Source organism: Streptomyces sp. CAU 1734 (genome assembly GCF_039888735.1).
Classification (GTDB): Bacteria; Actinomycetota; Actinomycetes; order Streptomycetales; family Streptomycetaceae; genus Streptomyces.
In genome coordinates, this window is sequence record NZ_JBDQQP010000020.1 from 55,007 (window position 1) to 80,854 (window position 25,848).

A 25,848-nucleotide genomic window follows, 5' to 3' on the forward strand; every position below is an offset into this window, starting at 1 on the left:
CCGGCCCGATCCAAGCCCCCGGGCCCAACCTTCGTCGCCACGAGCGACCACTTGCCGCGAGGCGAGCATGGCGGGCCGGTGTCGCTCAGCTTCGGAGAACCCTCCCCCCCCGGGGAGGGTTTTCTCGTGCCGGGCGGGCCCCCGCGCGTGAGGTTCCCGTCACACTCCAGCGTGTACGCGGGCCCGGTCCGCCCCCGCCGCGCGCCCCCGCCGGGCCTTTCCGGGCCCGGTCCGGCGGCTCCCGGCCGGGCCGGGCATATCTCACACCGTGGAATGTGTTTTCCGGAAACAAAACGACCATTATTACCGGCTACTGGCTGGTAGGTGCGAACATCGGCATACCGCCCGCCGGGTCACCACCCGCCGGACGGATAGCAATGAAGCTAGGGAAAGCAGAGGAACCCGGTCATGGCAACGGCGCCCAGCGTCTCGTACTCGATGACGGTCCGGCTGGAGGTGCCCGCGAGCGGAACCGCGGTCTCCCAGCTCACCACGGCCGTGGAGTCCTCCGGCGGCTCCGTGACCGGCCTGGATGTGACCGCGTCCGGCCACGAGAAGCTGCGGATCGATGTCACCATCGCCGCCTCCTCGACCGCGCACGCCGACGAGATCGTCGAAGGTCTGCGGGACATCGAGGGTGTCGTCCTCGGCAAGGTCTCCGACCGGACCTTCCTGATGCACCTCGGCGGCAAGATCGAGATGCAGTCCAAGCACCCGATCCGCAACCGTGACGACCTCTCCATGATCTACACCCCGGGCGTCGCCCGGGTCTGCATGGCCATCGCGGAGAACCCCGAGGACGCGCGCCGCCTCACCATCAAGCGGAACTCCGTCGCCGTGGTCACCGACGGCTCGGCCGTGCTCGGCCTCGGCAACATCGGCCCCATGGCCGCGCTGCCGGTCATGGAGGGCAAGGCCGCCCTGTTCAAGCGGTTCGCGGGCATCGACGCCTGGCCGATCTGCCTGGACACCCAGGACACCGACGAGATCGTCGCGATCGTCAAGGCCATCGCCCCCGGCTTCGCCGGCATCAACCTGGAGGACATCTCCGCGCCCCGCTGCTTCGAGATCGAGGCGCGGCTCCGCGAGGCCCTGGACATCCCGGTCTTCCACGATGACCAGCACGGCACCGCGATCGTCGTGCTCGCCGCGCTGACCAATGCGCTGCGGGTCGTCGGCAAGAACATCGGGGATGTCCGGGTCGTCATGTCCGGCGCCGGCGCGGCCGGTACCGCCATCCTGAAACTGCTGATCGCGGCGGGTGTGAAGCACGCCGTCGTGGCCGACATCCATGGTGTGGTGCACGCCGGGCGCGAGGATCTGGTGGCCGCCGCCGCCGATTCGCCGCTGCGCTGGATCGCCGACAACACCAACCCGGAGGGCGTCACCGGCACCCTCCGGCAGGCCGTGGCCGGTGCCGATGTCTTCATCGGTGTCTCGGCCCCGAATCTGCTCGGCGCGGAGGATGTCGCCGCCATGGCCGAGGACTCGATTGTGTTCGCACTCGCGAATCCCGACCCCGAGGTCGACCCGGCGATCGCCCGCCGGACGGCCGCGGTGGTCGCCACCGGGCGCTCCGACTTCCCCAACCAGATCAACAATGTCCTGGTCTTCCCGGGTGTCTTCCGCGGCCTGCTGGACGCCCAGTCCCGTACCGTCAACACCGAGATGATGCTCGCCGCCGCGAGTGCCCTCGCCGGGGTCGTCACCGAGGACGAGCTCAACCCGAACTACATCATCCCGTCCGTCTTCAACGACAAGGTCGCGGGTGCGGTCGCGGGCGCCGTCCGCACCGCCGCGAAGGCCGCGGGGGCGACTGTGACCGGGCACACAGGCGTCTGACCGGCCGCTCCACGGCGCGTCGCGGAGCGCCGGGCCCCCGCCGCCGATCTAGGGTGACGGACCATGGCCCCGGCGGCTCCGCGGAGCCCACACCTGGTGAACGCAGCGTCACCGCGACGTTGCATTGGCGCTTTTCGTGTGACTCGGGTGGGTGCCGGATTGGCGTTCCCGCCGTTGGTGGGGGCAGGATGCGTAATCGGGCGAGAGGGTCTGATGCAGACCCTGGTCCGGGGACTGTCAGAGGGCCCTGGCAGCATCGGCTTCGATCTCACGCCTCACAGGCAAGTAGAAACACGGGAGTAAGAACATGAACCGCAGTGAGCTGGTGGCCGCGCTGGCCGACCGCGCCGAGGTGACCCGCAAGGACGCCGACGCCGTGCTGGCCGCCCTTGCCGAGACCGTCGGTGAGGTTGTCGCCAAGGGCGACGAGAAGGTCACCATCCCCGGCTTCCTGACGTTCGAGCGCACGCACCGTGCGGCTCGTACGGCGCGCAACCCGCAGACCGGCGACCCGATCCAGATTCCGGCCGGCTACAGCGTGAAGGTTTCGGCGGGCTCGAAGCTGAAGGAAGCGGCGAAGGGCAAGTGAGCCCGCTGGGCTCGTCTGCGTGACGCTGCGAGGGGCGGTCATCCCGGTTCGCCGGGGTGGCCGCCCTTCCGCATGCCCGGGGGCGGTGGGGGGCCGAGCGGGGCTCCGCCCCGGCCCCCGCGCCTCAATCGCCGTCGGGGCTGGTTGTGCCCGCGCCTCAATCGCCGTCGGGGCCGGGTTCGCCGGCGGGGCCGGATGTGCCCGTGCCGCACACGAACAGGGCCGGCTCCGGAAGCGATCCGGGGCCGGCCCTGTCGTGTGCGGTGCCGGGTGTGCGGGGTGGGTCAGGCGGTACGGGAGGTGCTCGGCGGGAGTTCGACCTTGGCGCCGAGCTCCCGGAGCTTGTCCATGAAGTTCTCGTAACCGCGGTTGATCAGGTCGATGCCGTGGACCCGGGAGGTGCCCTGCGCCGCCAGAGCCGCGATCAGATACGAGAAGCCGCCGCGCAGGTCGGGGATGACCAGATCGGCGCCCTGGAGCTTCGTGGGGCCGGAGACCACCGCCGAATGGAGGAAATTCCGCTGGCCGAAGCGGCAGTCCGAGCCGCCCAGGCACTCCGGGTAGAGCTGGATGTGCGCGCCCATCTGGTTCAGCGCGGAGGTGAAGCCCAGCCGGGACTCGTAGACCGTCTCGTGGACGATGGACAGGCCCGCGGCCTGGGTGAGCGCCACCACCAGCGGCTGCTGCCAGTCGGTCTGGAAACCGGGGTGCACATCGGTCTCCAGGGCGATGGCGTTGAGGGAGCCGCCGGGGTGCCAGAAGCGGATTCCCTCGTCGTCTATCTCGAACGCGCCGCCGACCTTGCGGAAGGTGTTGAGGAAGGTCATCATCGAGCGCTGCTGGGCTCCGCGCACATAGATGTTGCCCTCCGTGGCCAGCGCCGCCGAAGCCCAGGAGGCGGCCTCCAGGCGGTCGGAGAGGGCACGGTGGGCGTAACCGCCGAGGCGGTCGACGCCAGTGATGCGGATGGTGCGGTCGGTGTCCATCGAGATGATCGCGCCCATTTTCTGGAGTACGCAGATCAGGTCCTCGATCTCGGGCTCCACGGCCGCGTTCGAGAGCTCGGTGATGCCCTCCGCGAGCACCGCCGTCAGCAGGACCTGCTCGGTCGAGCCGACGGAGGGGTAGGGCAGCCGGATCTTGCAGCCGCGCAGCCGCTGCGGGGCCTCCAGATACTGGCCGTCGTCGCGCTTCTCGATCTTCGCGCCGAACTGCCGCAGCACGTCGAAGTGGAAGTCGATCGGCCGGCCGCCGATGTCGCAGCCGCCGAGGCCGGGGATGAAGGCGTGGCCCAGCCGGTGCAGCAGCGGGCCGCAGAAGAGGATCGGGATGCGCGAGGAGCCGGCGTGGGCGTCGATGTCGGCGACATTGGCGCTCTCGACGTACGTCGGGTCGAGCACCAGCTCACCCGGCTCGTCGCCCGGCCGGACCGTCACACCGTGCAGCTGGAGCAGTCCGCGCACCACCCGCACGTCGCGGATGTCGGGCACATTGCGCAGTCTGCTCGGTTCACTTCCGAGCAGCGCGGCGACCATCGCCTTCGGCACCAGGTTCTTGGCGCCGCGGACGCGGATCTCGCCCTCCAGCGGGGTCCCGCCGTGGACAAGCAGTACATCGTCTGTGCCGGTCATGAATCTCGCGTTCCGGAGTGGTCGGGCAGAGGGTCAGAGAAAAGGGTAAGGGGCTGCACCCCCTGTGCCGTAAGGGCAGGGACGCTCCGCGGCGTAATGACTTCGGTACAGCACTCTCGGTTCCGCCGCCCTTGCGGAGGGTCACCTTCCGGATGCTCGGGGCGGCCTTCTCCGTATCCCGTCTGAGCTGCGCCGGTACCCGGTCCGCCCGCTACGGCCCCGCGCGGGGCCGGGATGCGGGATCATGTGTCGCATGACCGAGGTGTCCTCGCTCACAGGGCGGCTGCTCGTCGCCACGCCCGCCCTGGCCGACCCCAATTTCGACCGGGCGGTCGTTCTGCTGCTCGACCACGACGACGAGGGTTCCCTCGGGGTGGTCCTCAACCGGCCGACGCCCGTCGGGGTCGCCGACATCCTGGCGCCCTGGGCGCTGTTCGCCGGCGAGCCGGGGGTGGTCTTCCAGGGCGGGCCGGTCGCGCTCGACTCCGCGCTCGGGGTCGCCGTGATCCCCGGCGACGAGGGCCCGGTGGGCTGGCGCCGGGTGCACGGCGCCATCGGCCTGGTCGATCTGGAGACCCCGCCCGAGCTCCTCGGCCCGGCCATCGGGGCGCTCCGCATCTTCGCCGGATACGCCGGATGGGGGCCGGGCCAGCTGGAGAGCGAGCTGGGCGACGGCGCCTGGTACGTGGTCGAGTCCGAGCCCGGCGACGTCTCCTCGCCGAAGCCGGAGACGCTCTGGCGGGCGGTGCTGCGCAGACAGCGCAGCGAGCTGGCGATGTTCGCCACCTATCCGGACGATCCCTCCATGAACTGACCCCGGCCGGGCGCCTCGGCGGGGCTCCGCGAGACAGGCCGAAGAAGTCCCGGGTGGGCGGGCTACGGGCCGTTCCGGCACGGGTACCCTTGGAGTTCATGAGCACTCTTGAGCCCGATCGCGGGACAGGGACGGGAACCCTTGTAGAGCCGACACCCCAGGTGTCGCACGGCGACGGCGATCACGAGCGCTTCGCCCACTATGTCCAGAAGGACAAGATCATGGCGAGCGCGCTCGACGGCACTCCCGTGGTGGCGCTGTGCGGGAAGGTCTGGGTGCCGGGGCGCGACCCCAAGAAGTATCCGGTCTGCCCGATGTGCAAGGAGATCTACGAGTCCATGGGCCCCGGTGGCGACAAGGACAAGGGCGGCAAGGACAAGTGACCCGCCGCGGCCGGTTCCGGTGAACCGGCCGGCCGGTCCCGCCGCCGGCGGCGGATTCGCCGGCGGCCGGTTACGGCGGACAGCCGGAAAAGTACGGCCCCGGGGGCGCGCGAAGTCGAGCGCGCCCCCGGGGCCGTTTGCGTGCCCGCCCGCTCACCGGGCGTTCCGGTCTCCCCGCCCCGGGCCTCCCGCGTTGCACAGAATGCGTCACCCGGTCACAGAGTGGTTGAGACCTCTTGTCCCCGGTGTGCCGCCGCTCTAGCCTCCTCGGTGTTGTGCAGAACGAAACGTGCGTTGCAGATGCTGCAATGACTACTCGTAGGGGACCGCCGATGAAGCTCAGTACCCGTATCACTGCCCCCGCCGCGGCCCTGGTGCTGGCGGGTCTCACCGCCACCGCCTGTGCCCCGCAGACCTCCGACAACAGCGCGAAGAAGGACGAGAAGTCCGGCACCCTCCGCGTCTGGCTCTTCCAGGAGGTCAACAACGACCCCAAGAAGAAGGTCGTCGACGAGGCCATCGCCGCCTTCACCGGGAAGAACGCCAAGACCAAGGTCGAGGTCGAGTACATCCCCGTCGAGACCCGCGCCCAGCGCATCAAGGCGGCCTTCAACGACCCCGAGAGCGCCCCCGACGTCATCGAGTACGGCAACACCGACACGGCCGGTTACGTCAAGGACGGCGGACTCGCGGACGTCACCAAGGAATTCATGGCCTGGGACGAGGCCAAGGCCGTCGACCCGACCGCCACCGAGTCGGTCACCGTCGGCGGCAAGGTCTACGGCGCCCCCTTCTTCGTCGGCGTGCGCGCGCTGTACTACCGCACGGACGTCTTCGAGGAGCTCGGCCTCAAGCCGCCCACCACCCAGGCCGAGCTGATCTCCACCGCGAAGAAGATCCGCAAGGAGAAGCCCGACCTCTACGGCATAGCCGTCGGCGGCGCGTACACCTACGGCGCGATGCCGTTCATCTGGGCCAACGGCGGCGAGATCGCCGAGGACAGCGGCACCTCCTTCAAGGCGGCCATCAACAGCCCGGAGGCCCAGCAGGGCATCAAGGCGTACACCTCGCTCTTCGGCGACGACAACTGCCCGGCCGCCAAGTGCGCCTCCATGGGCGGCAACGCCACCGTCACCGCCTTCGCCTCCGGCAAGGCCGGCATGGCCATCGGCGGCGACTTCAGCCACCAGGCCGTCGAGGCGGGCAGCGTCAAGGGCAAGTACGCGGTCGTCCCCCTGCCGGGCATCAAGAACGGCGAGATCGCGCCGGCCTTCGCGGGCGGCAACAACATCGGCGTGCTCAAGAGCAGCTCCCACCGCACCCTCGCGGTGGACCTGATGAAGCAGCTCTCCGCCAAGGACACCCAGCGCAAGCTCTTCGACGCCATGGGCTTCCTGCCGACCTACACCGATGTACGCGGCGAGGTCGCGCAGAAGGAGCCGTTCGTCGAGCCCTTCGTGAAGACCCTCGGCGCGGAGACCAAGTTCGTGCCCGCCTCCCCGGGCTGGGGCCAGATCGACGCCTCGCTCGTGCTGCCGACGATGTTCCAGGAGATCGTCAGCGGCAAGAAGGACGTGGCCGCCGCCTCCGGCGACGCGGCGAAGAAGATGGACGCGGCCTTCTCGGCCGCCGGCTGAGCGCGAGCGGCTGACCGATATGACGCACCAACCGACAGCCGCAGGGCCGGAGGCGGTCACCCGGACCGCTCCGGCCCCCGGCCGCAGCCCCAAGACCCCGGGCGCCGGGAGCGGGAGGCCGAAGCGCCGGGGACCGGGCTCGAACCGCCACGGCAGCCGCTGGACACCCTGGCTCTATCTGATCCCCGCCCTCGTGGTCCTCGCCGGGCTGCTGGTCTACCCGATCTACCAGCTCGGCCTGATCTCCTTCCTGGAATACACCCAGGCACAGGTCAGCGGCGGTGAACCCACCACCTTCAAGGGCTTCGGCAACTACCGGGAACTCTTCGCCGACGAGCAGTTCTGGCAGGTGCTCGGCGCGACCGTGCTCTTCGCCGCCTCCTGTGTGGTGGCCACCCTCGCGGTCGGCTGCGCCCTCGCCGTCCTGCTCACCCGGATCCGGGCACTGCCCCGGCTCCTGCTGATGCTGGCCGCGCTCGGCGCCTGGGCCACCCCCGCCATCACCGGCTCCACCGTCTGGGTCTTTCTCTTCGACCCCGATTACGGCCCGGTCAACCGGCTTCTCGGACTCGGGGACTTCTCCTGGACCTATGGGCGCTACAGCGCTTTCGCACTGGTCCTCTTCGAAGTCGTCTGGTGTTCGTTCCCGTTTGTGATGGTGACCGTGTACGCGGGCATCAAGGCCATTCCCACCGAAGTGCTGGAGGCGGCCTCCCTGGACGGCGCATCCCAGTGGCGGATCTGGCGCTCGATCACCGCACCCATGCTCCGCCCCATTCTGGTTGTCGTCACCATCCAGTCGATCATCTGGGACTTCAAGGTCTTCACCCAGATTTATGTGATGACGAATGGCGGAGGTATCGCGGGCCAGAATCTCGTGCTCAATGTGTATGCGTATCAGAAAGCCTTCGCTTCCTCGCAGTACAGCCTGGGATCGGCGATCGGCGTGGTCATGCTGCTGATTCTGCTCGCCGTCACCCTCGTGTATCTGCGCCTGATCCGACGGCAGGGAGAAGAACTGTGAGCCTGCCCCGTATCCGCCGTCCCTGGCGACTGGCCGCCGAGGCATCCGCGCTCGTCATCGCGGTCGTGGTGGCCTTCCCGCTGTACTGGATGGTCCTCTCCGCCTTCAAGCCGGCGGGCGAGATCCAGTCCACCGAGGCACGCCCCTGGACGCTCTCCCCGTCGCTCGACTCCTTCCGCCGCGTCTTCGAGCAGCAGGAATTCGGGCGCTATTTCCTCAACAGCCTCTTCGTGGCGACGGTGGTGGTGCTGGTCTCGGCCCTCATCGCCTTCCTCGCCGCGACGGCGGTCACCCGATTCCGGTTCAAATTCCGCACCACCCTCCTGATCATGTTCCTGGTGGCGCAGATGGTGCCGATCGAGGCGCTCGCCATCCCGCTCTTCTTCCTCATGCGGGACACCGGCCAGCTCAATACCCTCTGGTCGCTCATTCTCCCGCACATCGCCTTCTCGCTGCCCTTCGCCATCTGGATGCTGCGGGGATTCGTGAAGGCGGTGCCGGAGGCGCTGGAGGAAGCGGCCTACATCGACGGCGCGAGCCGCACCCGATTCCTCTGGCAGATTCTCTTCCCGCTCGTCTTCCCCGGCCTGGTGGCGACGAGTGTCTTCTCCTTCATCTCCACCTGGAACGACTTCCTCTTCGCCAAGTCCTTCATCATCAGCGACACCTCGCAGTCGACTCTGCCGATGGCACTGCTCGTCTTCTTCAAACCCGATGAAAACGACTGGGGCGGCATCATGGCGGGATCCACCATCATGACCGTTCCCGTGCTGATCTTCTTCGTACTCGTCCAGCGCCGGCTCGTCTCCGGACTGGGCGGCGCGGTCAAGGACTGAGCCGGACCGAGCCGGGCCGGCGCGGGCCGGAACACACCGACGCGGCCCGGCTCCGGCCGGCGCGGACCGAGACCGACCGAGACGTACCGAGAACTCCGGACGACAGGAAAGGACAGAACCCGAAATGACCGCAGAGGTCGCCCCCGATCTGATTCCCGCACCGAATTCCGTCACGGATTCACCCGATGTGACCGCGCCCGGCGCCGAATTCGTCCTCGACACGGAAACCGCCCTCTACGCGGGACCGGGCACCGGGACCGCCGAGCGCTGGCTGCGCGCCGGCGTCGGAGCCGCCATCGGCCTGCCGCTCGCCCCCGGCGGGCCCGGCGGCGCCAACACCATCACCCTGACCGTGGACGAGGCGCTGGCGCCGGAGGCGTACCGGCTGACCGTCACCCCCGACGGGGTGGAGATCCTGGGCGGCAGCGGGGCGGGCGTCTTCTGGGGCGCGCAGACCCTGCGGCAGCTCCTCGGGCCGGAGGCGTTCCGCCGGGCGCCGGTCGGCGCCGCGGCCCGCCGCGGAATTCCCGTCCAGCGCATCGAGGACGGACCGCGCTTCGCCTGGCGCGGTCTGATGCTCGATGTGTCGCGCCACTTCACCCAGAAGACCGACATTCTGCGGTATCTCGATCTGCTCGCCGCGCACAAACTGAATGTCTTCCACTTCCATCTCACCGACGACCAGGGCTGGCGCATCGAGATCAAGCGCCATCCCCGGCTCACCGAGATCGGTTCCTGGCGCTCCCGCACCAAATGGGGCCACCGGGCATCGGAACTCTGGGACGAGAAGCCGTACGGCGGCTACTACACCCAGGACGACATCCGGGAAATCGTCGCCTACGCCGCCGAGCGGCATATCCGGATCGTCCCCGAAATCGACATCCCCGGACACTCCCAGGCCGCCATCTCCGCATATCCGGAGCTGGGCAACACCGATGTCGTCGACACCGCGTCGCTCACCCCCTGGGACAACTGGGGAGTGAGCCCCAATGTCCTCGCGCCCACCGAGCACACCCTGCGCTTCTACGAGGGCGTCCTGGAGGAGATCCTCGAACTCTTCCCGGCCGAGTCCTCGCCCTTCATCCACATCGGCGGCGACGAGTGCCCCAAGGAGCAGTGGAAGCAGTCGCCCACCGCCCAGGCCCGGATCCGCGAACTCGGCGTCGGTGACGAGGACGGACTCCAGTCCTGGCTGATCCGCCACTTCGACACCTGGCTGACCGCGCGCGGGCGCCGGCTCATCGGCTGGGACGAGATCCTGGAGGGCGGGCTCGCGCCCGGCGCCGCCGTCTCCTCCTGGCGGGGGTACGCCGGCGGCATCGAGGCCGCCGAGGCGGGACACGATGTGGTGATGTGCCCCGAACAGCAGGTCTATCTCGACCACCGGCAGGACGGCGGCCCCGACGAGCCGATGCCGATCGGCTATGTGCGCACCCTGGAGGACGTCTACCGGTTCGACCCGGTGCCGCCCGGGCTCTCCCCGGAGGCCGCCGCGCACATCATCGGCACCCAGGCCAATGTCTGGACCGAGGTCATGCAGGACCGTTCCCGTATCGACTACCAGGTCTTCCCGCGCCTCGCCGCCTTCGCCGAGGTCGCCTGGTCCGCGCTGCCGGAATCCGCCGACCGCGACTACGCGGGGTTCGAGCGCCGGATGGCCACCCATTACCGCAGGCTCGACGCCCTGGGCGTCGACTACCGTCCGCCCGGCGGCCCGCTGCCGTGGCAGAAGCGTCCCGGTGTGGCCGGATTCCCGAGGGAGGGCGCGCCTCCGAACGTGTGAGGCTTTCCCGGAGCGGGCCCGGCGCCGCCCCGACTCTGCGACCGTGGAGCGGTCATGCGGAGTCTGCCGGGACAACTCGCTTGAGAATGGCCGAAAAGTGTCAATCCGGGCAAGGTTCGGAAGGTGCTTCAGAATGGGGCACCATCGTGCGAAGGGCGCATCCGTGATGGATGCGTCCTTCGTGGACCCTCTCGCCGGTCGGCTCCGAGAATGTGCCAGAGTTGCCACGTCCGGCCTGTGAGCACGTACGGTACGGCAACACAGGCGGGATCGCCGGACACCGGGAAGGGGCAGCTGGGTGACCACGCACGCACCGCAGACATCGCGGTCGGTGACGCTGCCGACCTCGCTCGACGAGGCCGTGGCAGCCCTGACCGACATGCCCGCCGCCGTGCCGGTGGCCGGCGGCACCGACCTCATGTCGGCCGTCAACAAGGGACAGCTGCGCCCGTCGGGGCTGGTCGGCCTCGGCCGTATCAGTGAGATCCGCGGCTGGCGCTACCAGGACGGCCACGCCCTCCTCGGCGCCGGCCTCACCCACGCCCGGATGGGCCGGCCCGACTTCGCCGCGCTCATCCCCGCGCTCGCCGCCTCCGCGCGCGCCGCCGGACCGCCGCAGATCCGCAACGCGGGCACCCTCGGCGGCAATATCGCCACCGCCGCCCCGACCGGTGACGCGCTGCCCGTGCTCGCCGCGCTGGAAGCCGATCTGATCATCGCCGGGCCCGGCGGCAGCCGCCGCGAGATCCCGGTCTCCCATCTGCTCGCCGGCCGCGAGATGCTCGCCCCGGCCGAACTCATCGGCCATGTCCGGGTGCCGCTGCTCCACGCCCCCCAGGTCTTCCTCAAGGCGACCGGCCGCACCGGCCCCGGCCGCGCCACCGCCTCCGTCGCGGTCGTCCTCGACCCGATGCGGCGCGGGGTGCGCTGCGCGGTCGGCGCCATCGCGCCGATGCCGCTGCGCCCGCTGGACGCCGAGCGCTGGATCGCCTCGCTCATCGACTGGGACGGCGAACGCGGCCTCGCGGCGGAGGCGCTGGCCGCCTTCGGCGAGTACGTGGCCGCCGCCTGCATCCCGGACCCGCCCCCCGCCCCCCAGGGCGAGGAACAGCCGGTCCACCCGCCCGCCGTACTGCATCTGCGGCGCACCGTCGCCGCGCTGGCCCGACGTGCACTGGGGAGGGCGCTGTCGTGAGCACCGAAGAGAACCCGCACGAACAACCGCACGGCGGCCGTCCGCCCGTACGCGCGCAGCACGCGCCGCACGGCGGCTGGCAGCCGATGCCGCACGGCGAGTACGACCACGACGCCACCGCCTTCGTGCAGCTGCCCACCGAGGAGGACCTGGGCGGCGCGCCGCTGGAGGCACCGGGGCACGGTTATGTGCCGCCGATGATCCGGCCGCTGACGCCCGCCGCCGACCCGCAGGTGCCGGGGGAGTGGCGGATCCCGCACGCCCAGGACCACGTGACGGAACACGTGCAGGAGCATGTGCAGGAACACGGCCCGGAGCCCGTGCGGGAGCACGCCCGGGAGCACGGCCGGTCGCAACAGCAGCCGCCCGCGCAGAGCTGGCCCGAGGCGGGCACCGGACAGCCGGGACGCCCCGCCCACTCGGGCCACTCCGGTGTGGAACACCTCGGCGTCGACCACCACGACGTGGACCACCGGCACGGCGGCCGCGGCGCGGACGACCCCCAAGCCACCGAGCAGTGGGTCTTCCACGACACCGGGCGCGCCGAGCCCGGACCGGGCGCGGGCCCGCCCGCCGACGGCACGGGCGAGTGGACGATCCCGGCCGCCCGGGGCGATCTCTCCGACGAGACCGGCGAATTCACCACCGCCATGCTCCGGGACCAGTGGAACTCCGCCCCCGCGACCCTGCCCGGCGGCGCCACCGCCCCCTGGGCGACCGAACCGCCCGCCACGCTGCCCGGCGGCGCGCCCGCTCCCTGGGCCCCCGCCGAGCACGCCCCGGCGGACCACGCGCCCGCCGACCATCACGCGCCGGCGGACGACGCCCCGGCCGGCCACGTGCCGGTGGAGCATGCACCCGTCGAGCAGGCGTTCGTGGAATCGCCGCACGCACCCGTGGCGGAGCCGCCCGCCCCGGAGGCCGAGGCCCCGGCGCCCGGGCCGGCGGCGGAAGCCCCCGTACCGCAGACCCCTGTCCGGGAACAGGAGCAGGAACAGGCACAGGAGCGGGAAGCCGAGCCGGAGCCGGAAGCCGAGTCCGGCACCGAACCGGACCCGGACACCGAGGCCGAGTTCGAGCCCGAGCCCGAGGCCGCGACCGGCCCCGAGGCCGACGCCGAGGCCGAAACGGACCCCGAGGGCGAGGCCGGCGAAGCCGACCTCGATCCGGTCTTCCACACCCCCGCCGACGAGCACCCGCTCACCTCCTACGTCCTGAGCGTCAACGGCACCGACTGCTCCGTCGCCGACGCCTGGATCGGCGAATCGCTGCTCTATGTGCTGCGCGAGCGCCTCGGCCTGGCCGGCGCCAAGGACGGCTGCTCCCAGGGCGAGTGCGGCGCCTGCAATGTCCAGGTCGACGGCCGGCTCGTCGCCTCCTGCATGGTCCCCGCCGCCACCACCGCCGGATCCGAGGTCCGCACCGTCGAAGGGCTCGCCACCGACGGCGAACCCTCCGACGTCCAGCGCGCCCTGGCCGCCTGCGGAGCCGTCCAGTGCGGCTTCTGCATCCCCGGCATGGCCATGACCGTGCACGACCTCCTCGAAGGCAACCACCACCCCACCGAGCTGGAGACCCGCCAGGCGCTCTGCGGCAACCTCTGCCGCTGCACCGGCTACCGAGGCGTCCTGGACGCCGTGCGGGACGTGGTCGCCGGACGCGAGGCCGCGGCCGGCGCCGCCGCGGAGGCCGCAGAGGCCACATCTGTCACAGGTGCGACGGAAGCCCGCATTCCGCACCAGGCGCCCCCCGGCGCCGGTAGTGTGCAGCCCCACCCGCATGACGGAGGCATGGCGTGACCAACGACGCGGCCGGCACCGCGACGCACCGGCCGGCTCCCGCCCCCCGGCCGGAACAGCCCGCCCACGGCCTGGGAGCCTCGCTCCCCCCGGCCGACACCCGCGCCAAGACCGAGGGCACCTTCCCGTACGCCGCCGATCTCTGGGCCGAGGGGCTGCTCTGGGCCGCCATCCTGCGCTCCCCGCACCCGCACGCCCGGATCACCGCCATCGACACCTCCGGCGCGCTGGAGATGCGCGGCGTGCGCGCGGTCGTCACCCACCAGGACATCCCCGGCGACTCCGCCTACGGCCGCCGCGTCGTCGACCGGCCCGTCTTCGCCTCCGACATCGTCCGCCACCACGGCGAGGCCATCGCCGCCGTGGCCGCCGACCACCCCGACACCGCCCGGCTCGCCGCCGCCGCGATCACCGTCGAGTACGAGGTCCTGGAGCCGGTCACCGACCCCGAGCAGGCGTTCGTCGCCGAACCGCTCCATCCCGACGGCAATCTGATCCGCCACATCCCGCTCCAGTACGGCGACCCCGACATCACCGGAGAGGTCGTCGTGGAGGGCCTCTACCGCATCGGCCGCCAGGACCCCGCCCCCATCGGCGCCGAGGCCGGCCTCGCCGTGCCCCGCCCCGACGGCGGCGTCGAGCTCTATGTCGCCTCCACCGACCCGCACACCGACCGCGATCTCGCCGCCGCCTGCTTCGGCCTTGAGCCCGACCGGGTGAAAATCGTCGTCACCGGAGTCCCGGGCGCGACCGGCGACCGCGAGGACCCCGGCTTCCAGCTCCCGCTCGGTCTGCTGGCCCTGAAGACCGGCTGCCCGGTCAAGCTCACCGCCACCCGCGAGGAGTCGTTTCTCGGCCACGCCCACCGCCACCCCACCCTCCTGCGCTACCGCCACCACGCGGACGCCGAGGGCCGGCTGGTCAAGGTCGAGGCCCAGTTGCTGCTGGACGCGGGCGCGTACGCCGACTCCTCCGCCGAATCCCTCGCCGCCGCCGTCGCCTTCGCCTGCGGCCCCTATGTCGTCCCCCACGCCTTCATCGAGGGCTGGGCGGTCCGCACCAACAACCCCCCCTCCGGCCATGTGCGCGGCGAGGGCGCGATGCAGGTGTGCGCCGCCTACGAGGCGCAGATGGACAAGCTCGCCGCCCGGATCGGTCTCGACCCGACCGACATCCGGCTGCGCAATGCCCTCGCCACCGGCGACATTCTTCCCACCGGCCAGACCGTGACCTGCCCCGCCCCGGTCGCCGAACTCCTCGAAGCCGTACGCGACTATCCGCTCCCCTCCCTCCCCAAGGACTCGCCCGAGGACGACTGGCTCCTCCCCGGCGGCCCCGAGGGCGCGGGCGAACCGGGCGCGGTGCGGCGCGGCGTCGGCTATGCCCTCGGCATGGTCCACATGCTGGGCGCGGAGGGCACCGACGAGGTCTCCACCGCCACCGTCAAGGTCCACGACGGCATGGCCACCGTCATCTGCGCCGCCGTCGACCCCGGTTCCGGCTTCGCCACCCTGGCCCGCCAGATCGTCCAGGAGACCCTGGGCATCGAGGACGTCCAGGTCGCCGCCATCGACACCGACCAGCCCCCGGCCGGCCCGTCCGCCCACGGCCGCCACACCTGGGTCTCCGGCGGCGCGGTCGAGCGCGCGGCGAAGATGGTCCGCACCCAGCTGCTCCAGCCGCTCGCGCACAAGTTCGGCATGTCGACCGAGCTGCTCCAGATCACCGACGGCAAGATCACCTCGTACGACGGAGTCCTCTCCACCACCGTGATGGAGGCGCTGGACGGCAAGGAGCTGTGGGCCACCGCGCAGTGCCGCCCGCACCCCACCGAACCACTGGACGAATTCGGCCAGGGCGACGCCTTCGTCGGCATGGCCTTCTGCGCGGTGCGCGCCGTGGTCGATGTCGACATCGAGGTGGGCTCCATCCGGGTGGTCGAGATGGCGGTCGCCCAGGATGTCGGCCGGGTCCTCAACCCGGCCCAGCTCGCCAGCCGGATCGAGGCCGGGGTCACCCTCGGCGTCGGCACCGCCCTGACGGAGAACCTCCGCACGGCACGCGGCCTGATCCGCCGCCCCGACCTGACCGGTTACGCCCTGCCGACCGCCCTCGACGCGCCGGACATCCGGATCGTCAAGCTGATCGAGGAACGCGATGTGATCGCTCCCTTCGGCGCGAAGGCGGCGAGCGCGGTCCCGGTGGTCACCTCCCCGGCCGCCGTCGCGGGCGCGGTGCGGGCGGCCACCGGCCGCCCGGTGAACCGCCTCCCGATCCGCCCCCAGGCGGCCGTGGTGACGTCCTCGGGGTCGTGAGCTCACCCCCGGGCGGCTGCTTCTGCGGGGCTGTCGCGGCGGAGTGCGGTGCGCAGCGTACGCATATGGCGGGCCACGCCGCCGGGATCCGGCACGCCGGGCGGTGTGTTGGTTCCGGCGGCGGGTGATGTGTCGCACCTTCCACAGGCCGTCGCCCCGCGGGGCAGTGGCTCCCGGCACCGCCCGCACTCGGCGGGCGGCGCGGCGGGTGCGACGGGGTCGCGTACGGGACGCACCGGCGGGAGCTTGCGGACGAGCCGGTTGGCCAGCAGCGACTTCGCGGAGTGGACGACCGGTGGCAGCCCGCCGGTGAGCAGATTCCGCATCTGGAGATCGGACAGCCCGCGCTCAACCCAGGGCGCGGCGAGGGGCGCCAACTCCACGACCTCGGCGGCCCCGAGAGCGAGCTTCGGCTCCACGACCCCGATCCGCGCGAGCAGCGCGACGGCGCGGGCCGGTGCCTCCGTTTTTCCGCCGGTGCCGGGGCAGGGGGTGGGAGGTTTTTTTCCCTGGTTCTTTTTCCCCTTGGGGAACGCTCCCGCCCGCCCGGCGGTCGCGCCACCGGTTCCCGGCGGTACGGGAAGCGGTAAGCCATCCGCGTTGTCGGGTTGGTCGCGGACGCTGGTCTCGGTACGGATCCGTCCACTGTCCCGGTCCCGTACGGTCCGGCGTACGTAATACCCCAGCGCGATCAACTCATCGAGCGCCCGCGCGATTCCGAGCCGCCCGACGCCGGGATGCCGGTCCGCGAGGGTCCGCACGTCCTCGCGTGCCCCGTCGGGGAGGGAGAGCAGATAGGCGAGGAGCCCACGGGCGGTGAAACTGAGCCTGCGGTCCTGGAGCACATCATTGCCCAGCACCGTGAACGCGCGCGTGCGCGCGCTAAGGTGAACACGCATCGAAGACCTTCGTCTCTTCGCTGTCGGACCCCGGGGTGTTGGTAGCACCGCCGGGGTCACACATTTTTGTGCGACTGTCGGAGCGTGAGCGTAGCCTGACAGTGTGTGAAGTTGTCAATCGGAGTCGGGCGGGCCGTCGGCGCGCGGGTTATCCGGCCGCGAAGACCGGAACCGCCCCGCGTCGGGGATGTCGGCCTGCTCGCCTGCCGCCGGTCAGGTGGTTGCTGGATCGGCGGCGAAGGCGAGGAAGGCGTGCCAGGCGCCGGTGGGGATGGCCAGGGCGGGCCCCTGCTTGTCCTTGGAGTCGCGGATGCCCACCCGGGGGGTCAGGTCCGCGATCTCGACGCAGGCGTTGCCCTCGGCCCCGCTGTAGGAGGATTTGAACCAAGCACTCTCGGGTGCCACATCGGTGGACTTCGGCTGAGTGGTGATGGCTAGGACTCCCGTTCTAGAGACTTCAGTATTTTCGGCGTCTCGGAGGGATCGAGCGCCGCTGCCCGCAGTGCATCGAACCTGCGCGAGAATCGGCCGACATCGGGCTTCTTGTCGGTAACCCATGCCTGGCCATTGACGTGATCCGCCTGCACCATCCGCGACAGCGGCTCTTCCAGATCGAGCATGATGAAATTCTGGCTGGCCCGATATCCAGCGGATGCAGACGGGACGATCTGCACGGTGACGTGATCGAGCGCGGCGAGCCGGCCGATCTCCTCGTACTGTTCGCTCATGACCTCCGGCCCGCCGATGGTGCTGCGCAGAGCCCCCTCGGCCATGATGATCCAGATGGAGCGGGGCTCGTCCTCGATCAGGAGCTGCTTCCGGCTCATGCGCAGATCGACATTGGCGTCTATGAACTCGGTCGTGATCTCATCGACCGCTTTTGCGCTCTCCAGTAGTGCCCGGGTGTAGTTCTCGGTCTGCAAGAGGCCGAAGACCAGATTCGGCTGCCAGGCGCTGATGGCGCGGGCATCGGCCTCCAGGCCGACGTACTCCCGCATGCCCTTCTGCAGATGAGGGTTGTACGGGACCCACCAGCCCTGGCTCAGCGACTCGCGGTGGATCTTGAGCAGACTTTCGACGTCTTCCTCGTCGGTCACTCCGTAATGCTCCATGAGCGCTCGGAGGTCGTCCGTGTTCGGCAGGCTGGTGCGGCCCTTCTCGAACCGCCACATCTTCTCCTTGGAGAAGTTGAGCACCCCCGACACCTCGGCGATGGACAGTCCTTGATCCGTACGCAGCTTCTCGAAGACCTTGCCGAGATATACACGTCGGCTCGTCGGCCCTTTGGGTGCTGCCACTGTGTGGGTCCTCCCCATCCGTCCCCAAGTCGGGCTCAATCGCGCCCGAGTCCTGTGGAGCTGACTCTCTGCCTGTGCCGACGAGTGCCGAGTCCTGAGTGTGCCACCCGTGGTTCGCCTCGCACAGGGGAGAGTCCGCCTCGCTGTATATGCCAGTTTCCGCGAAAATTGCATGCCGTCTTGCATGTGAAGTTCGCAGTGCAAGACAGTAGTTGAGTCAGCGCCAAGCCGGACACCGATGCGCATATCCGGACCTCGCGACCATGGGGTCCAGCCGCAGCTTGTCCGAAAACCCCCACTGGAGGACCGGGCTATGCCAATCGCTGTCTCCGCACCCCACGCCGGCACCATCTGCCACTCCGGGCGCCTGGTGTCCGGATGTCCGGACACCGTGGAGGGCTTCGCCGCCAGCCTCCACAGGTCGCGCCCACCGGGCGATCCGCTCACGGAACGGGAGCTGTCGTGGCCGTGCCGGATGCGGCGGCTGGCGCGTACCCAACTGCTCTGGTGGGATGTGGAGGAGCTGACCGAGACGGTCGACGTGCTGGTCTCCGAATTGGTAACGAACGCCGTCCAGCACGGTCACGGGACCACGGTCACCACCCGGCTCTCGCGGACCGCGACGTACCTGTGCGTCGAGGTCGTCACCGGGGCAGGTGGTCCGGGCCGGCCGTGCCCTCGGATCGCGGGCCCGGAGGACGAAGGCGGGCGTGGGCTCTTCCTCGTCAACGCGCTCTCCGACACCTGGGGTGTGAGCAGCGACGGGACCCTTACCTGGTGCGTTCTCGCCACGTCCGCCGGTGATGGCCGGTGAACCGCCCGTACACCGGCCTTCTGTTACTTCTGCTGCTGACGCTCATGGCGCAGTGGCTCCGGCGCCCGGTGGCGCCAGGCGCGGACTGTGTGCTGATGGACCGGCTCGCGATATGCGATGAGCGGCGATTCACGGACCTCTGCCGGCTGTTTGCCGCCCGTGCCGAGCTGTCGTGAGTGGACGCATCGCCGCGCCCTGCTCGGTGTTGTGTCCCGGCGGCCCGGGTGACATGCCCACACCCCCGCAGGCGCGGGGACCACCATTCGTGACCTGCGGGTCCAGGAGCGTGGGTCACCAACGAACCACAGACTGCGGCGCGGGGCCGGGGACGACAGTGTCTGACCGGGTGGGATCGGTGTTCATCTGATGGGCGTGTGCGTCTCGCCGGACAGGCCGAGGTGGACTCGGAGCGCGCGGCGACCGGTCTCGGTGAGAGCGACGGCGCGGCTGGTGCCGATCCGGGTGATCCAGCCGGAGTCGAAGGCGTGACGGCACAGGGAGGCACCGACGGCACCGGCCAGGTGAGGGCGGCGTTCGGTCCAGTCCAGGCACGAGCGGACGGGCGGACGCCGCGTAGCGGCCGATAGCACGATGCCGAGTTCGGCCAGCCAGTCGGTCCCGTTGCCGGTGAGCGTGAGCCCCTGCTCCCAGTCCAGCAGCCCCCGGTCGGTCATCGCCTCGGTGATCGCGACCCCGAGGGCGCCCGCGAGGTGGTCATAGCACGTGCGGGCGCGGGCCAACGCCCGGCTCCGGTTGACAGCGGGCAGTGAGCGGGGCGGATCGCCGCGTCGAGGCGCCATGGAGGCAAGGGTCTCGATCAGCTGGGCCGTCTCGGGATCGGCGAGACGGACGTAGCGATGACGGCCCTGACGCTCCTGCGCGAGCAGTCCTCCGCCGACCAGGAGGTTCAGGTGCTCGGTGGCCGTCGAGGCGGCCACCCCGGCATGGCGCGCCAACTCGGTCGCGGTCCATGCCCGACCGTCCAGAAGGCCAGGCAGAAGCTCGCGCGGGTGCCGTCCGCCAGAAGTCCGGCCAGAGCGGCCAGGTCCGGGCCCTCCAGGTTCGCGTCATGGTTTCTCATCGCCGTCCATCATCCACCAGCGATCCTTCGGCGGGGACCGAAGAGTCTTCACCCTACGGTCGACTCCCATGGACACCGCGACACCCAGCACCACACCCGACAACACGTCGGCCGCCCATGCGGCCATCGAGCCGAGCATCCTGTACTTCGGGACGCCGGTCGTACTGCTCTCGACGGAGAACGAGAACGGCTCCTTCAATCTGGCGCCGATGTCCTCGGCCTGGGCACTGGGCCACGTCATCGTCCTCGGTCTGGGGCCCGGGGGACAGACCGCGCACAATCTCCGCAGCCGCCCCGATCTCGTGGTCAACCTCCCCGCGCCCGCCCAGTGGCCGGCGGTGGAGCGGCTGGCGCCGCTGACCGGACGCACCCCGATACCCGCGGACAAGCGCGGCACCTTCCGTTTCGAGCCGGACAAGTTCGCCGCTGCCGGCCTGCGACCCGAACCCTCCGAGCTGGTTCGGCCCCCCAGGGCCGCCGAATGTCCTGTCCAGCTGGAGGCCCGCGCCGCCCGGGTCCAACCCGATGCCTCCGGAGCGTTCCTCATCGTCGAGGCCCAGGTGCTCAAGGTCCATGCCGATCCGCGCATCGTCGTCCCCGGCTCCCAGCACATCGACCCGGCCGTGTGGAGCCCACTGATCTACAACTTCCGTCACTACTTCGGGCTGGGCCCCGAACTCGGCCGCAGCTTCCGCTCCCAGACACCCCGGCAGAGCCACTGACCGACCTCGAAGCCGGTAAGCGCACGGGACCGCAGTGATGAACTTCATGAACCAGTTCATATGCGGGGCCATCCCCGCACACGCGGGGACCACGCCGGGGCGCTCCTGGGCATCGGCATCGGCACCGGCACGGGAACACCCCCGCCGTATCGAGCCGTTCGGCTCGGAGCGCTGCCCGCCGCGCGCGAGCTCACCGCCGTATGCGGTGCACCCGCCGGCCCGTCCGCCCCGCCAGGGAAAATCGCCTCGCGGGCGGCCGCCCGCCATGGCTACCGTCCCCGTATGACCGAGCTCCCGACGGCCGGACTGCCGGCCTCCTCCGTCGTCCTCATCACCGGCATCATGGCGGCCGGTAAATCCACCGTGGCCCAGGCCCTGGCCGAACGCCTGCCCAGAGCCGTGCACATCCGGGGGGACGGCTTCCGGCGGATGATCGTCTCCGGGCGGGTGGAGATGGGGGACGAGGACGAGCGCGAGGCCCTCGCACAGCTCCGGCTGCGGCACCGGCTCTCCGCGCAGGCGGCGGACACCTGTGCGCAGGCGGGGTGGACGGCGGTGGTGCAGGACATCGTCATCGGGCCCGACCTCGCCGCGTACGCCGCGATGGTCCGGACCCGTCCATTCCATGTCGTCGTGCTGGCCCCGTCCCCCGCGACGGTTCAGGCGCGGGAGGCGGCGCGGCCGAAGACGGGGTACGGGCCCGGTGGCTGGACGCCCGAGGTCATGGACCGGATTCTGCGGGAGGGGACGCCGAGGACAGGGCTCTGGCTGGAGACCACGGGGCAGTCCCCGGCGGAGACCGTCGACACGGTGCTGTCCCGGCTGGGAGAGGCACGGGTGGCGGGGTGATCCGGCTCACCCCGGGCTTCCCGGGGCCGCCTCGCCCACATCGTGCGCGGAGGCGGTGACCGGTCCGCGCACGATGGGCGCGGGCCGGCGTACATGGAGGCCGTGACCGGAATCGAACCGGCGTAACTCGCTTTGCAGGCGAGTCCCTCAACCACTCGGGCACACGGCCGTGTGCTGTGCTACTGCATCGACCGTAGGGCGCCCGGTTCCGCCCGATCAAGGAATCCCGGGATCCCGCAACGCGACCGCCACACGCCGTTCACAGTCGTACGACCAAGGGACCAGCCCCGGCCCCGCCCAAAGACAGGGTTCAATCTTGACTACGCCCCTTACTCTGGGTCAATGACCGCCCTCGAACCCCGTGACACCGACGTCACCTCGCCGATACCCCGGACCCATGACGAATTCGCTGATCAGAACCCGCAGAGCGGAGTCCTAGGGCGGACATATCGAGCGCTCAGCATCGGGATCATCGCCGTTGTCGTACTGATCGCCTTCGAAGCGACCGCCGTCAACACGGCCATGCCCGTGGCGGCCCGTGAGCTGAACGGCGTCGCGCAGTACGCCTTCGCCTCCTCCGCGTACTTCACCACCAGTCTCTTCGCGATGGTCCTCGCCGGGCAGTGGGCCGACCGGGACGGGCCGCTGCGGCCGCTCGCCTCCGGGATCGCCGCCTTCGGGGCCGGGCTGGTGCTCTCCGGTGTCGCGGGCAACATGTGGACCTTCATCCTGGGGCGGGCCGTCCAGGGGCTCGGCGGCGGCATGGTGATCGTCGCGCTGTACGTGGTCATCGGGCGCGCCTACCCGGAGCGGCTGCGGCCCTCGATCCTGGCCGCCTTCGCCGCGAGCTGGATGATTCCCTCGGTGGTGGGGCCGCTCGGTGCCGGTACCGTCACCGAGCACCTGGGCTGGCGCTGGGTCTTCGTCGGCATCCCCGTCCTCGTCGTCTTCCCGCTCGTCCTCGCGCTCCCCGCGATCCGGCGGATGGCCGCCGGGCCCGCCGACCCGTCCGCTCCCCGGCAGGCGTTCGACGCGCGCCGGATCCGGCTGGCGCTCGGCATCTCGGCCGGTGCGGTGCTGCTCCAGTACGCGGCCCAGGACCGGAACTGGCTCGCCCTCCTCCCGGCGGCGGCCGGCGCGGCGCTGCTGGTGCCCGCCGTGCTCGGACTGCTGCCGAGGGGCACCTACCGGGCCGCGCGCGGGCTGCCGTCCGTCGTCCTGCTGCGAGGGCTCGCCGCCGGTTCCTTCATCGCCGCGGAGTTCTTCATCCCGCTGATGCTGGTCACCCAGCGCGGTCTCTCCCCGACGATGGCCGGGCTCACCCTCGCCGTCGGCGGCGCGACCTGGGCGCTCGGCTCGTTCATCCAGTCCCGGCCGCGCATGGAGCCCTATCGGGAGCGCCTGATGGTCTTCGGGATGCTGCTGGCCGGCGGGGCGATCGCCTTCGCCCCCGCCGTACTGATCGAGTCGGTGCCGGTGTGGACGCTCGGCGTCGCGTGGGGCCTCGGCTGCCTCGGGATGGGCATGGTGATCGCCTCCACCAGTGTGATGCTGCTGAAGCTCTCCGCGCCGGAGGAGGCGGGCGCCAACTCCGCCGCCCTCCAGATCTCGGACGGCCTCTCCAACACCATGCTGCTGACCATGGGCGGCGCGCTCTTCGCGGCCCTGGGGGGCGGCTCGATCGCCGGTCACGGGGTCATGGGTGCCGGGGAGTCCAATCCGGCCGCCTTCGTGGCGTTCTTCCTGCCGATGGCCGTGGTGGCGCTGGTGGGCGCGTGGGTGGTCACCCGGCTGAGGGTGCCCGACGCCCGCTGAGCCCCGACGGCCGCTGAGCCCCGGCACCCGCCGGGGTACGGGGACGGCCGGGATCCGGGGCCCGTTCAGGCTCCGGAGCCTGGTTCCGGGCCCACCCGCGACCGCCCTCCCCGGGTCGGTGTCACCGACCGGAGGGGGCGTTCCACCCCACCGTGACGGCGGGTTGTGAGGCCCGTCTCACCGTGCCCCGGAGTCGCTCCGTCCGGCCCGGGTCGGCGCCGTCGCCCCGGTAGGGTGGCCCGGTTGTCGTACCCGGGCGAGAGTCCGGCGTACCCGAGCGAAAGCCGAGACCGAGCCCGAGCCCCCGCCCCGTCCCACGGACGAGTGTCGAACCGGAGACCGTGACTACTACCGCCTCCCACTCCCACCATCTCTCCCCCGCCTTCCCCGGCCGTGCCCCCTGGGGCACCGCAGGCAAGCTGCGCGCCTGGCAGCAGGGGGCCATGGAGAGATACCTCCAGGAGCAGCCGCGCGACTTCCTCGCCGTCGCCACACCCGGCGCCGGAAAGACGACCTTCGCGCTCACCCTCGCCTCCTGGCTGCTGCACCACCATGTCGTCCAGCAGGTGACCGTCGTCGCACCGACCGAGCATCTGAAGAAGCAGTGGGCCGCCGCCGCCGCGCGGATAGGCATCAAGCTGGATCCCGACTACAGCGCGGGACCGCTCAGCAAGGAGTACCACGGCGTCGCCGTGACCTACGCCGGTGTCGGTGTCCGGCCCATGCTGCACCGCAACCGCTGTGAGCAGCGCAAGACCCTGGTCATCCTGGACGAGATCCACCACGCCGGTGACTCCAAGTCCTGGGGCGAGGCATGCCTCGAGGCCTTCGACCCCGCGACCCGGCGGCTGGCCCTCACCGGTACGCCCTTCCGCTCCGACACCAACCCCATTCCCTTCGTCACCTACGCGGAGGGCAATGACGGCATCCGCCGCTCCTCCGCCGACTACACCTACGGCTACGGCAACGCCCTCGGCGACGGGGTCGTCCGGCCGGTGATCTTCCTCAGCTACAGCGGCAACATGCGTTGGCGCACCAAGGCCGGGGACGAGATCGAGGCCAAGCTCGGCGAGCCGATGACCAAGGACGCGATCTCGCAGGCCTGGCGCACCGCGCTCGACCCGCGCGGCGAGTGGATGCCCAATGTGCTGCGCGCCGCCGACCAGCGCCTGCTCGAAGTGCGGAAGTCGATTCCGGACGCCGGCGGGCTGGTCATCGCCACCGATCAGGACTCCGCCCGCGCGTACGCCAAGCTGCTGCGCGAGATCACCGGCTGCAAGGCGACGGTGGTCCTCTCCGACGACACCGGCGCGTCGAAGCGCATCGACGAGTTCAGCGAGGGCGACGACCGGTGGATGGTCGCGGTCCGCATGGTGTCCGAGGGGGTGGACGTGCCCCGGCTCGCGGTCGGGGTGTACGCCACCACCATCTCGACACCGCTCTTCTTCGCGCAGGCCGTCGGCCGTTTCGTGCGGTCGCGGCGGCGCGGTGAGACCGCCTCCGTCTTCCTGCCCACCATCCCCAACCTCCTCGGCTTCGCCAATGAGATGGAGGTCGAGCGCGATCATGTGCTCGACCGGCCGAAGAAGGAAGGGGAGGAGGACCCCTACGCCGAGTCCGAGAAGGAGATGGACGAGGCGAACAAGGAGCAGGACGAGGACACCGGCGATCAGGACATGCTGCCGTTCGAGGCGCTGGAGTCCGACGCGGTCTTCGACCGGGTCATGTACAACGGCGCCGAATTCGGTATGCAGGCACATCCCGGCAGCGCGGAGGAGCAGGACTATCTGGGCATTCCGGGCCTGCTCGAACCCGACCAGGTGCAGATGCTCCTCCAGAAGCGGCAGGCCCGGCAGATCGCGCACAGCCGCAAGAGGCCGGACGCCGAGGCCGATCTGCTGGAGCTGCCCGCCGAGCGGCGGCCCGTCGTCTCCCACAAGGAACTCCTCGAACTGCGCAAGCAGTTGAACACCATGGTCTCCGCCTACACCCACCAGAGCGGCAAGCCCCACGGGGTGATCCACACCGAGCTGCGCCGGGTGTGCGGCGGCCCGCCGAGCGCGGAGGCGACGGCCGGCCAGATCCGTGAGCGGATCAAGAAGGTCCAGGAGTGGGCGACCCGGATGCGCTGACCCGTCCGGTCGGGTCCGGGTCGTTCGGTACGCCGGTCACGGGGCCGTCGGGGGAAGCCCCGGCGGCCCCGTTCGCGTACGCGGCACTCCTCATCACCCCACCGCCGCGTGATATCGGCACGCCTCCGCCGGCCGCACCGCGCCGATGTGCGGGACGTACACCCCGAACAGGGGCCAAGCGGTGCTCCGACGCGCTGTCACGCCCGGATTCTGGACGAGGTCTTCCGCTGAGCGGACCGGATCGCTACTGTCCCCGCCATGCGAAAGCCCCGTGGCAGCCCGCCGCGGGGCCCAGCCGGTGCGCCATGGCCTGCCGGCGGGCCTCTGGGTGCGGTGCCGATGGGACCGGTGCCGCGGAAGTCAGCCGCGAGGATCCGCCATCACTCACTT

At 70.7% G+C, this 25,848-nt stretch carries 20 protein-coding genes, 1 tRNA gene and 1 pseudogene; 16 read left to right on the forward strand and 6 right to left on the reverse strand.

Features of this window, described 5'->3' with window-relative positions:
• Nucleotides 1-408 precede the first annotated feature (408 nt).
• On the forward strand, nt 409-1,842 hold the full coding sequence (locus tag AAFN69_RS30400; RefSeq protein ID WP_347732095.1) for an NAD-dependent malic enzyme: 1,434 nt from the start codon (nt 409-411) through the stop codon (nt 1,840-1,842).
• 307 nt (nt 1,843-2,149) lie between these two features.
• A complete protein-coding gene (locus AAFN69_RS30405) occupies nt 2,150-2,431 on the forward strand; it encodes an HU family DNA-binding protein (RefSeq protein WP_004571953.1) in 282 nt (93 codons plus the stop codon).
• A gap of 284 nt (nt 2,432-2,715) precedes the next feature.
• Here AAFN69_RS30405 and murA read toward each other — a convergent pair whose 3' ends face one another.
• Complete coding sequence (murA, locus tag AAFN69_RS30410) at nt 2,716-4,062, reverse strand: UDP-N-acetylglucosamine 1-carboxyvinyltransferase (protein WP_347732096.1); 1,347 nt, start codon at nt 4,060-4,062, stop codon at nt 2,716-2,718.
• 253 nt (nt 4,063-4,315) lie between these two features.
• On the opposite strand from murA, the gene AAFN69_RS30415 reads away from it, so the two are divergent.
• The 9 genes from AAFN69_RS30415 to AAFN69_RS30455 all read left to right on the forward strand — a co-directional run bounded on the left by AAFN69_RS30415 (nt 4,316) and on the right by AAFN69_RS30455 (nt 15,848).
• Entirely contained in the window at nt 4,316-4,876 is a 561-nt protein-coding gene (locus tag AAFN69_RS30415; protein WP_347732097.1) for a YqgE/AlgH family protein, read from the forward strand.
• Between the two features lie 98 nt (nt 4,877-4,974).
• The gene (locus tag AAFN69_RS30420) at nt 4,975-5,259 is read left to right on the forward strand and encodes a DUF3039 domain-containing protein (protein ID WP_347732098.1); all 285 of its coding nucleotides are present in this window, start codon (nt 4,975-4,977) and stop codon (nt 5,257-5,259) included.
• Between the two features lie 332 nt (nt 5,260-5,591).
• Nucleotides 5,592-6,896: an extracellular solute-binding protein gene (locus AAFN69_RS30425; RefSeq protein ID WP_347732099.1), complete on the forward strand. Its 1,305-nt coding sequence runs from the start codon at nt 5,592-5,594 to the stop codon at nt 6,894-6,896.
• A gap of 19 nt (nt 6,897-6,915) precedes the next feature.
• Nucleotides 6,916-7,920, forward strand: coding sequence for a sugar ABC transporter permease (locus AAFN69_RS30430; RefSeq protein WP_347732100.1), 1,005 nt, complete (start codon nt 6,916-6,918; stop codon nt 7,918-7,920).
• Complete coding sequence (locus tag AAFN69_RS30435) at nt 7,917-8,756, forward strand: carbohydrate ABC transporter permease (protein WP_347732101.1); 840 nt, start codon at nt 7,917-7,919, stop codon at nt 8,754-8,756. The genes AAFN69_RS30430 and AAFN69_RS30435 overlap by 4 nt, the downstream gene beginning before the upstream one ends.
• A gap of 124 nt (nt 8,757-8,880) precedes the next feature.
• On the forward strand, nt 8,881-10,539 hold the full coding sequence (locus tag AAFN69_RS30440) for a beta-N-acetylhexosaminidase (protein WP_347732102.1): 1,659 nt from the start codon (nt 8,881-8,883) through the stop codon (nt 10,537-10,539).
• A 298-nt stretch (nt 10,540-10,837) separates the two neighbouring features.
• Nucleotides 10,838-11,734, forward strand: a complete 897-nt coding sequence (locus AAFN69_RS30445) for an FAD binding domain-containing protein (protein ID WP_347732103.1) — start codon at nt 10,838-10,840, stop codon at nt 11,732-11,734.
• Nucleotides 11,735-11,820: 86 nt separating this feature from the next.
• Nucleotides 11,821-13,533 (forward strand): 2Fe-2S iron-sulfur cluster-binding protein, encoded by a 1,713-nt coding sequence (locus AAFN69_RS30450; RefSeq protein WP_347732174.1) that lies wholly within the window; start codon nt 11,821-11,823, stop codon nt 13,531-13,533.
• Nucleotides 13,530-15,848, forward strand: coding sequence for a xanthine dehydrogenase family protein molybdopterin-binding subunit (locus AAFN69_RS30455; RefSeq protein ID WP_347732104.1), 2,319 nt, complete (start codon nt 13,530-13,532; stop codon nt 15,846-15,848). The genes AAFN69_RS30450 and AAFN69_RS30455 overlap by 4 nt, the downstream gene beginning before the upstream one ends.
• A gap of 2 nt (nt 15,849-15,850) precedes the next feature.
• On the opposite strand, the gene AAFN69_RS30460 is transcribed toward AAFN69_RS30455, so the two are convergent.
• From AAFN69_RS30460 to AAFN69_RS30470, 3 genes are all read right to left on the reverse strand, one after another.
• The gene (locus tag AAFN69_RS30460; protein ID WP_347732105.1) at nt 15,851-16,747 is read right to left on the reverse strand and encodes a helix-turn-helix domain-containing protein; all 897 of its coding nucleotides are present in this window, start codon (nt 16,745-16,747) and stop codon (nt 15,851-15,853) included.
• Nucleotides 16,748-16,960: 213 nt separating this feature from the next.
• Nucleotides 16,961-17,152 carry a DUF397 domain-containing protein gene (locus tag AAFN69_RS30465; protein WP_347732106.1) on the reverse strand — a complete coding sequence of 64 codons (192 nt, stop codon included), beginning with the start codon at nt 17,150-17,152 and terminating at the stop codon, nt 16,961-16,963.
• 29 nt (nt 17,153-17,181) lie between these two features.
• On the reverse strand, nt 17,182-18,045 hold the full coding sequence (locus AAFN69_RS30470; RefSeq protein ID WP_347732107.1) for a helix-turn-helix transcriptional regulator: 864 nt from the start codon (nt 18,043-18,045) through the stop codon (nt 17,182-17,184).
• A 313-nt stretch (nt 18,046-18,358) separates the two neighbouring features.
• Here AAFN69_RS30470 and AAFN69_RS30475 point away from each other — a divergent pair, with 313 nt between their 5' ends.
• Nucleotides 18,359-18,859: an ATP-binding protein gene (locus AAFN69_RS30475; RefSeq protein WP_347732108.1), complete on the forward strand. Its 501-nt coding sequence runs from the start codon at nt 18,359-18,361 to the stop codon at nt 18,857-18,859.
• 359 nt (nt 18,860-19,218) lie between these two features.
• Here the strand turns inward: AAFN69_RS30475 and AAFN69_RS30480 are convergent.
• A pseudogene (locus AAFN69_RS30480) lies at nt 19,219-19,940 on the reverse strand (helix-turn-helix domain-containing protein).
• 68 nt (nt 19,941-20,008) lie between these two features.
• On the opposite strand from AAFN69_RS30480, the gene AAFN69_RS30485 reads away from it, so the two are divergent.
• Together AAFN69_RS30485 and AAFN69_RS30490 are read left to right on the forward strand one after the other, a co-directional pair.
• Nucleotides 20,009-20,662, forward strand: a complete 654-nt coding sequence (locus tag AAFN69_RS30485) for a flavin reductase family protein (protein WP_347732109.1) — start codon at nt 20,009-20,011, stop codon at nt 20,660-20,662.
• Nucleotides 20,663-20,944: 282 nt separating this feature from the next.
• The gene (locus AAFN69_RS30490) at nt 20,945-21,511 is read left to right on the forward strand and encodes an AAA family ATPase (protein WP_347732110.1); all 567 of its coding nucleotides are present in this window, start codon (nt 20,945-20,947) and stop codon (nt 21,509-21,511) included.
• A 94-nt stretch (nt 21,512-21,605) separates the two neighbouring features.
• Here AAFN69_RS30490 and AAFN69_RS30495 read toward each other — a convergent pair.
• A tRNA-Cys gene (locus AAFN69_RS30495) sits at nt 21,606-21,680 on the reverse strand.
• A 173-nt stretch (nt 21,681-21,853) separates the two neighbouring features.
• On the opposite strand from AAFN69_RS30495, the gene AAFN69_RS30500 reads away from it, so the two are divergent.
• Both AAFN69_RS30500 and AAFN69_RS30505 read left to right on the forward strand, forming a co-directional pair.
• Entirely contained in the window at nt 21,854-23,326 is a 1,473-nt protein-coding gene (locus AAFN69_RS30500) for an MFS transporter (RefSeq protein WP_347732111.1), read from the forward strand.
• A 341-nt stretch (nt 23,327-23,667) separates the two neighbouring features.
• A complete protein-coding gene (locus tag AAFN69_RS30505) occupies nt 23,668-25,458 on the forward strand; it encodes a DEAD/DEAH box helicase (RefSeq protein WP_347732112.1) in 1,791 nt (596 codons plus the stop codon).
• Nucleotides 25,459-25,848: the final 390 nt, after the last annotated feature.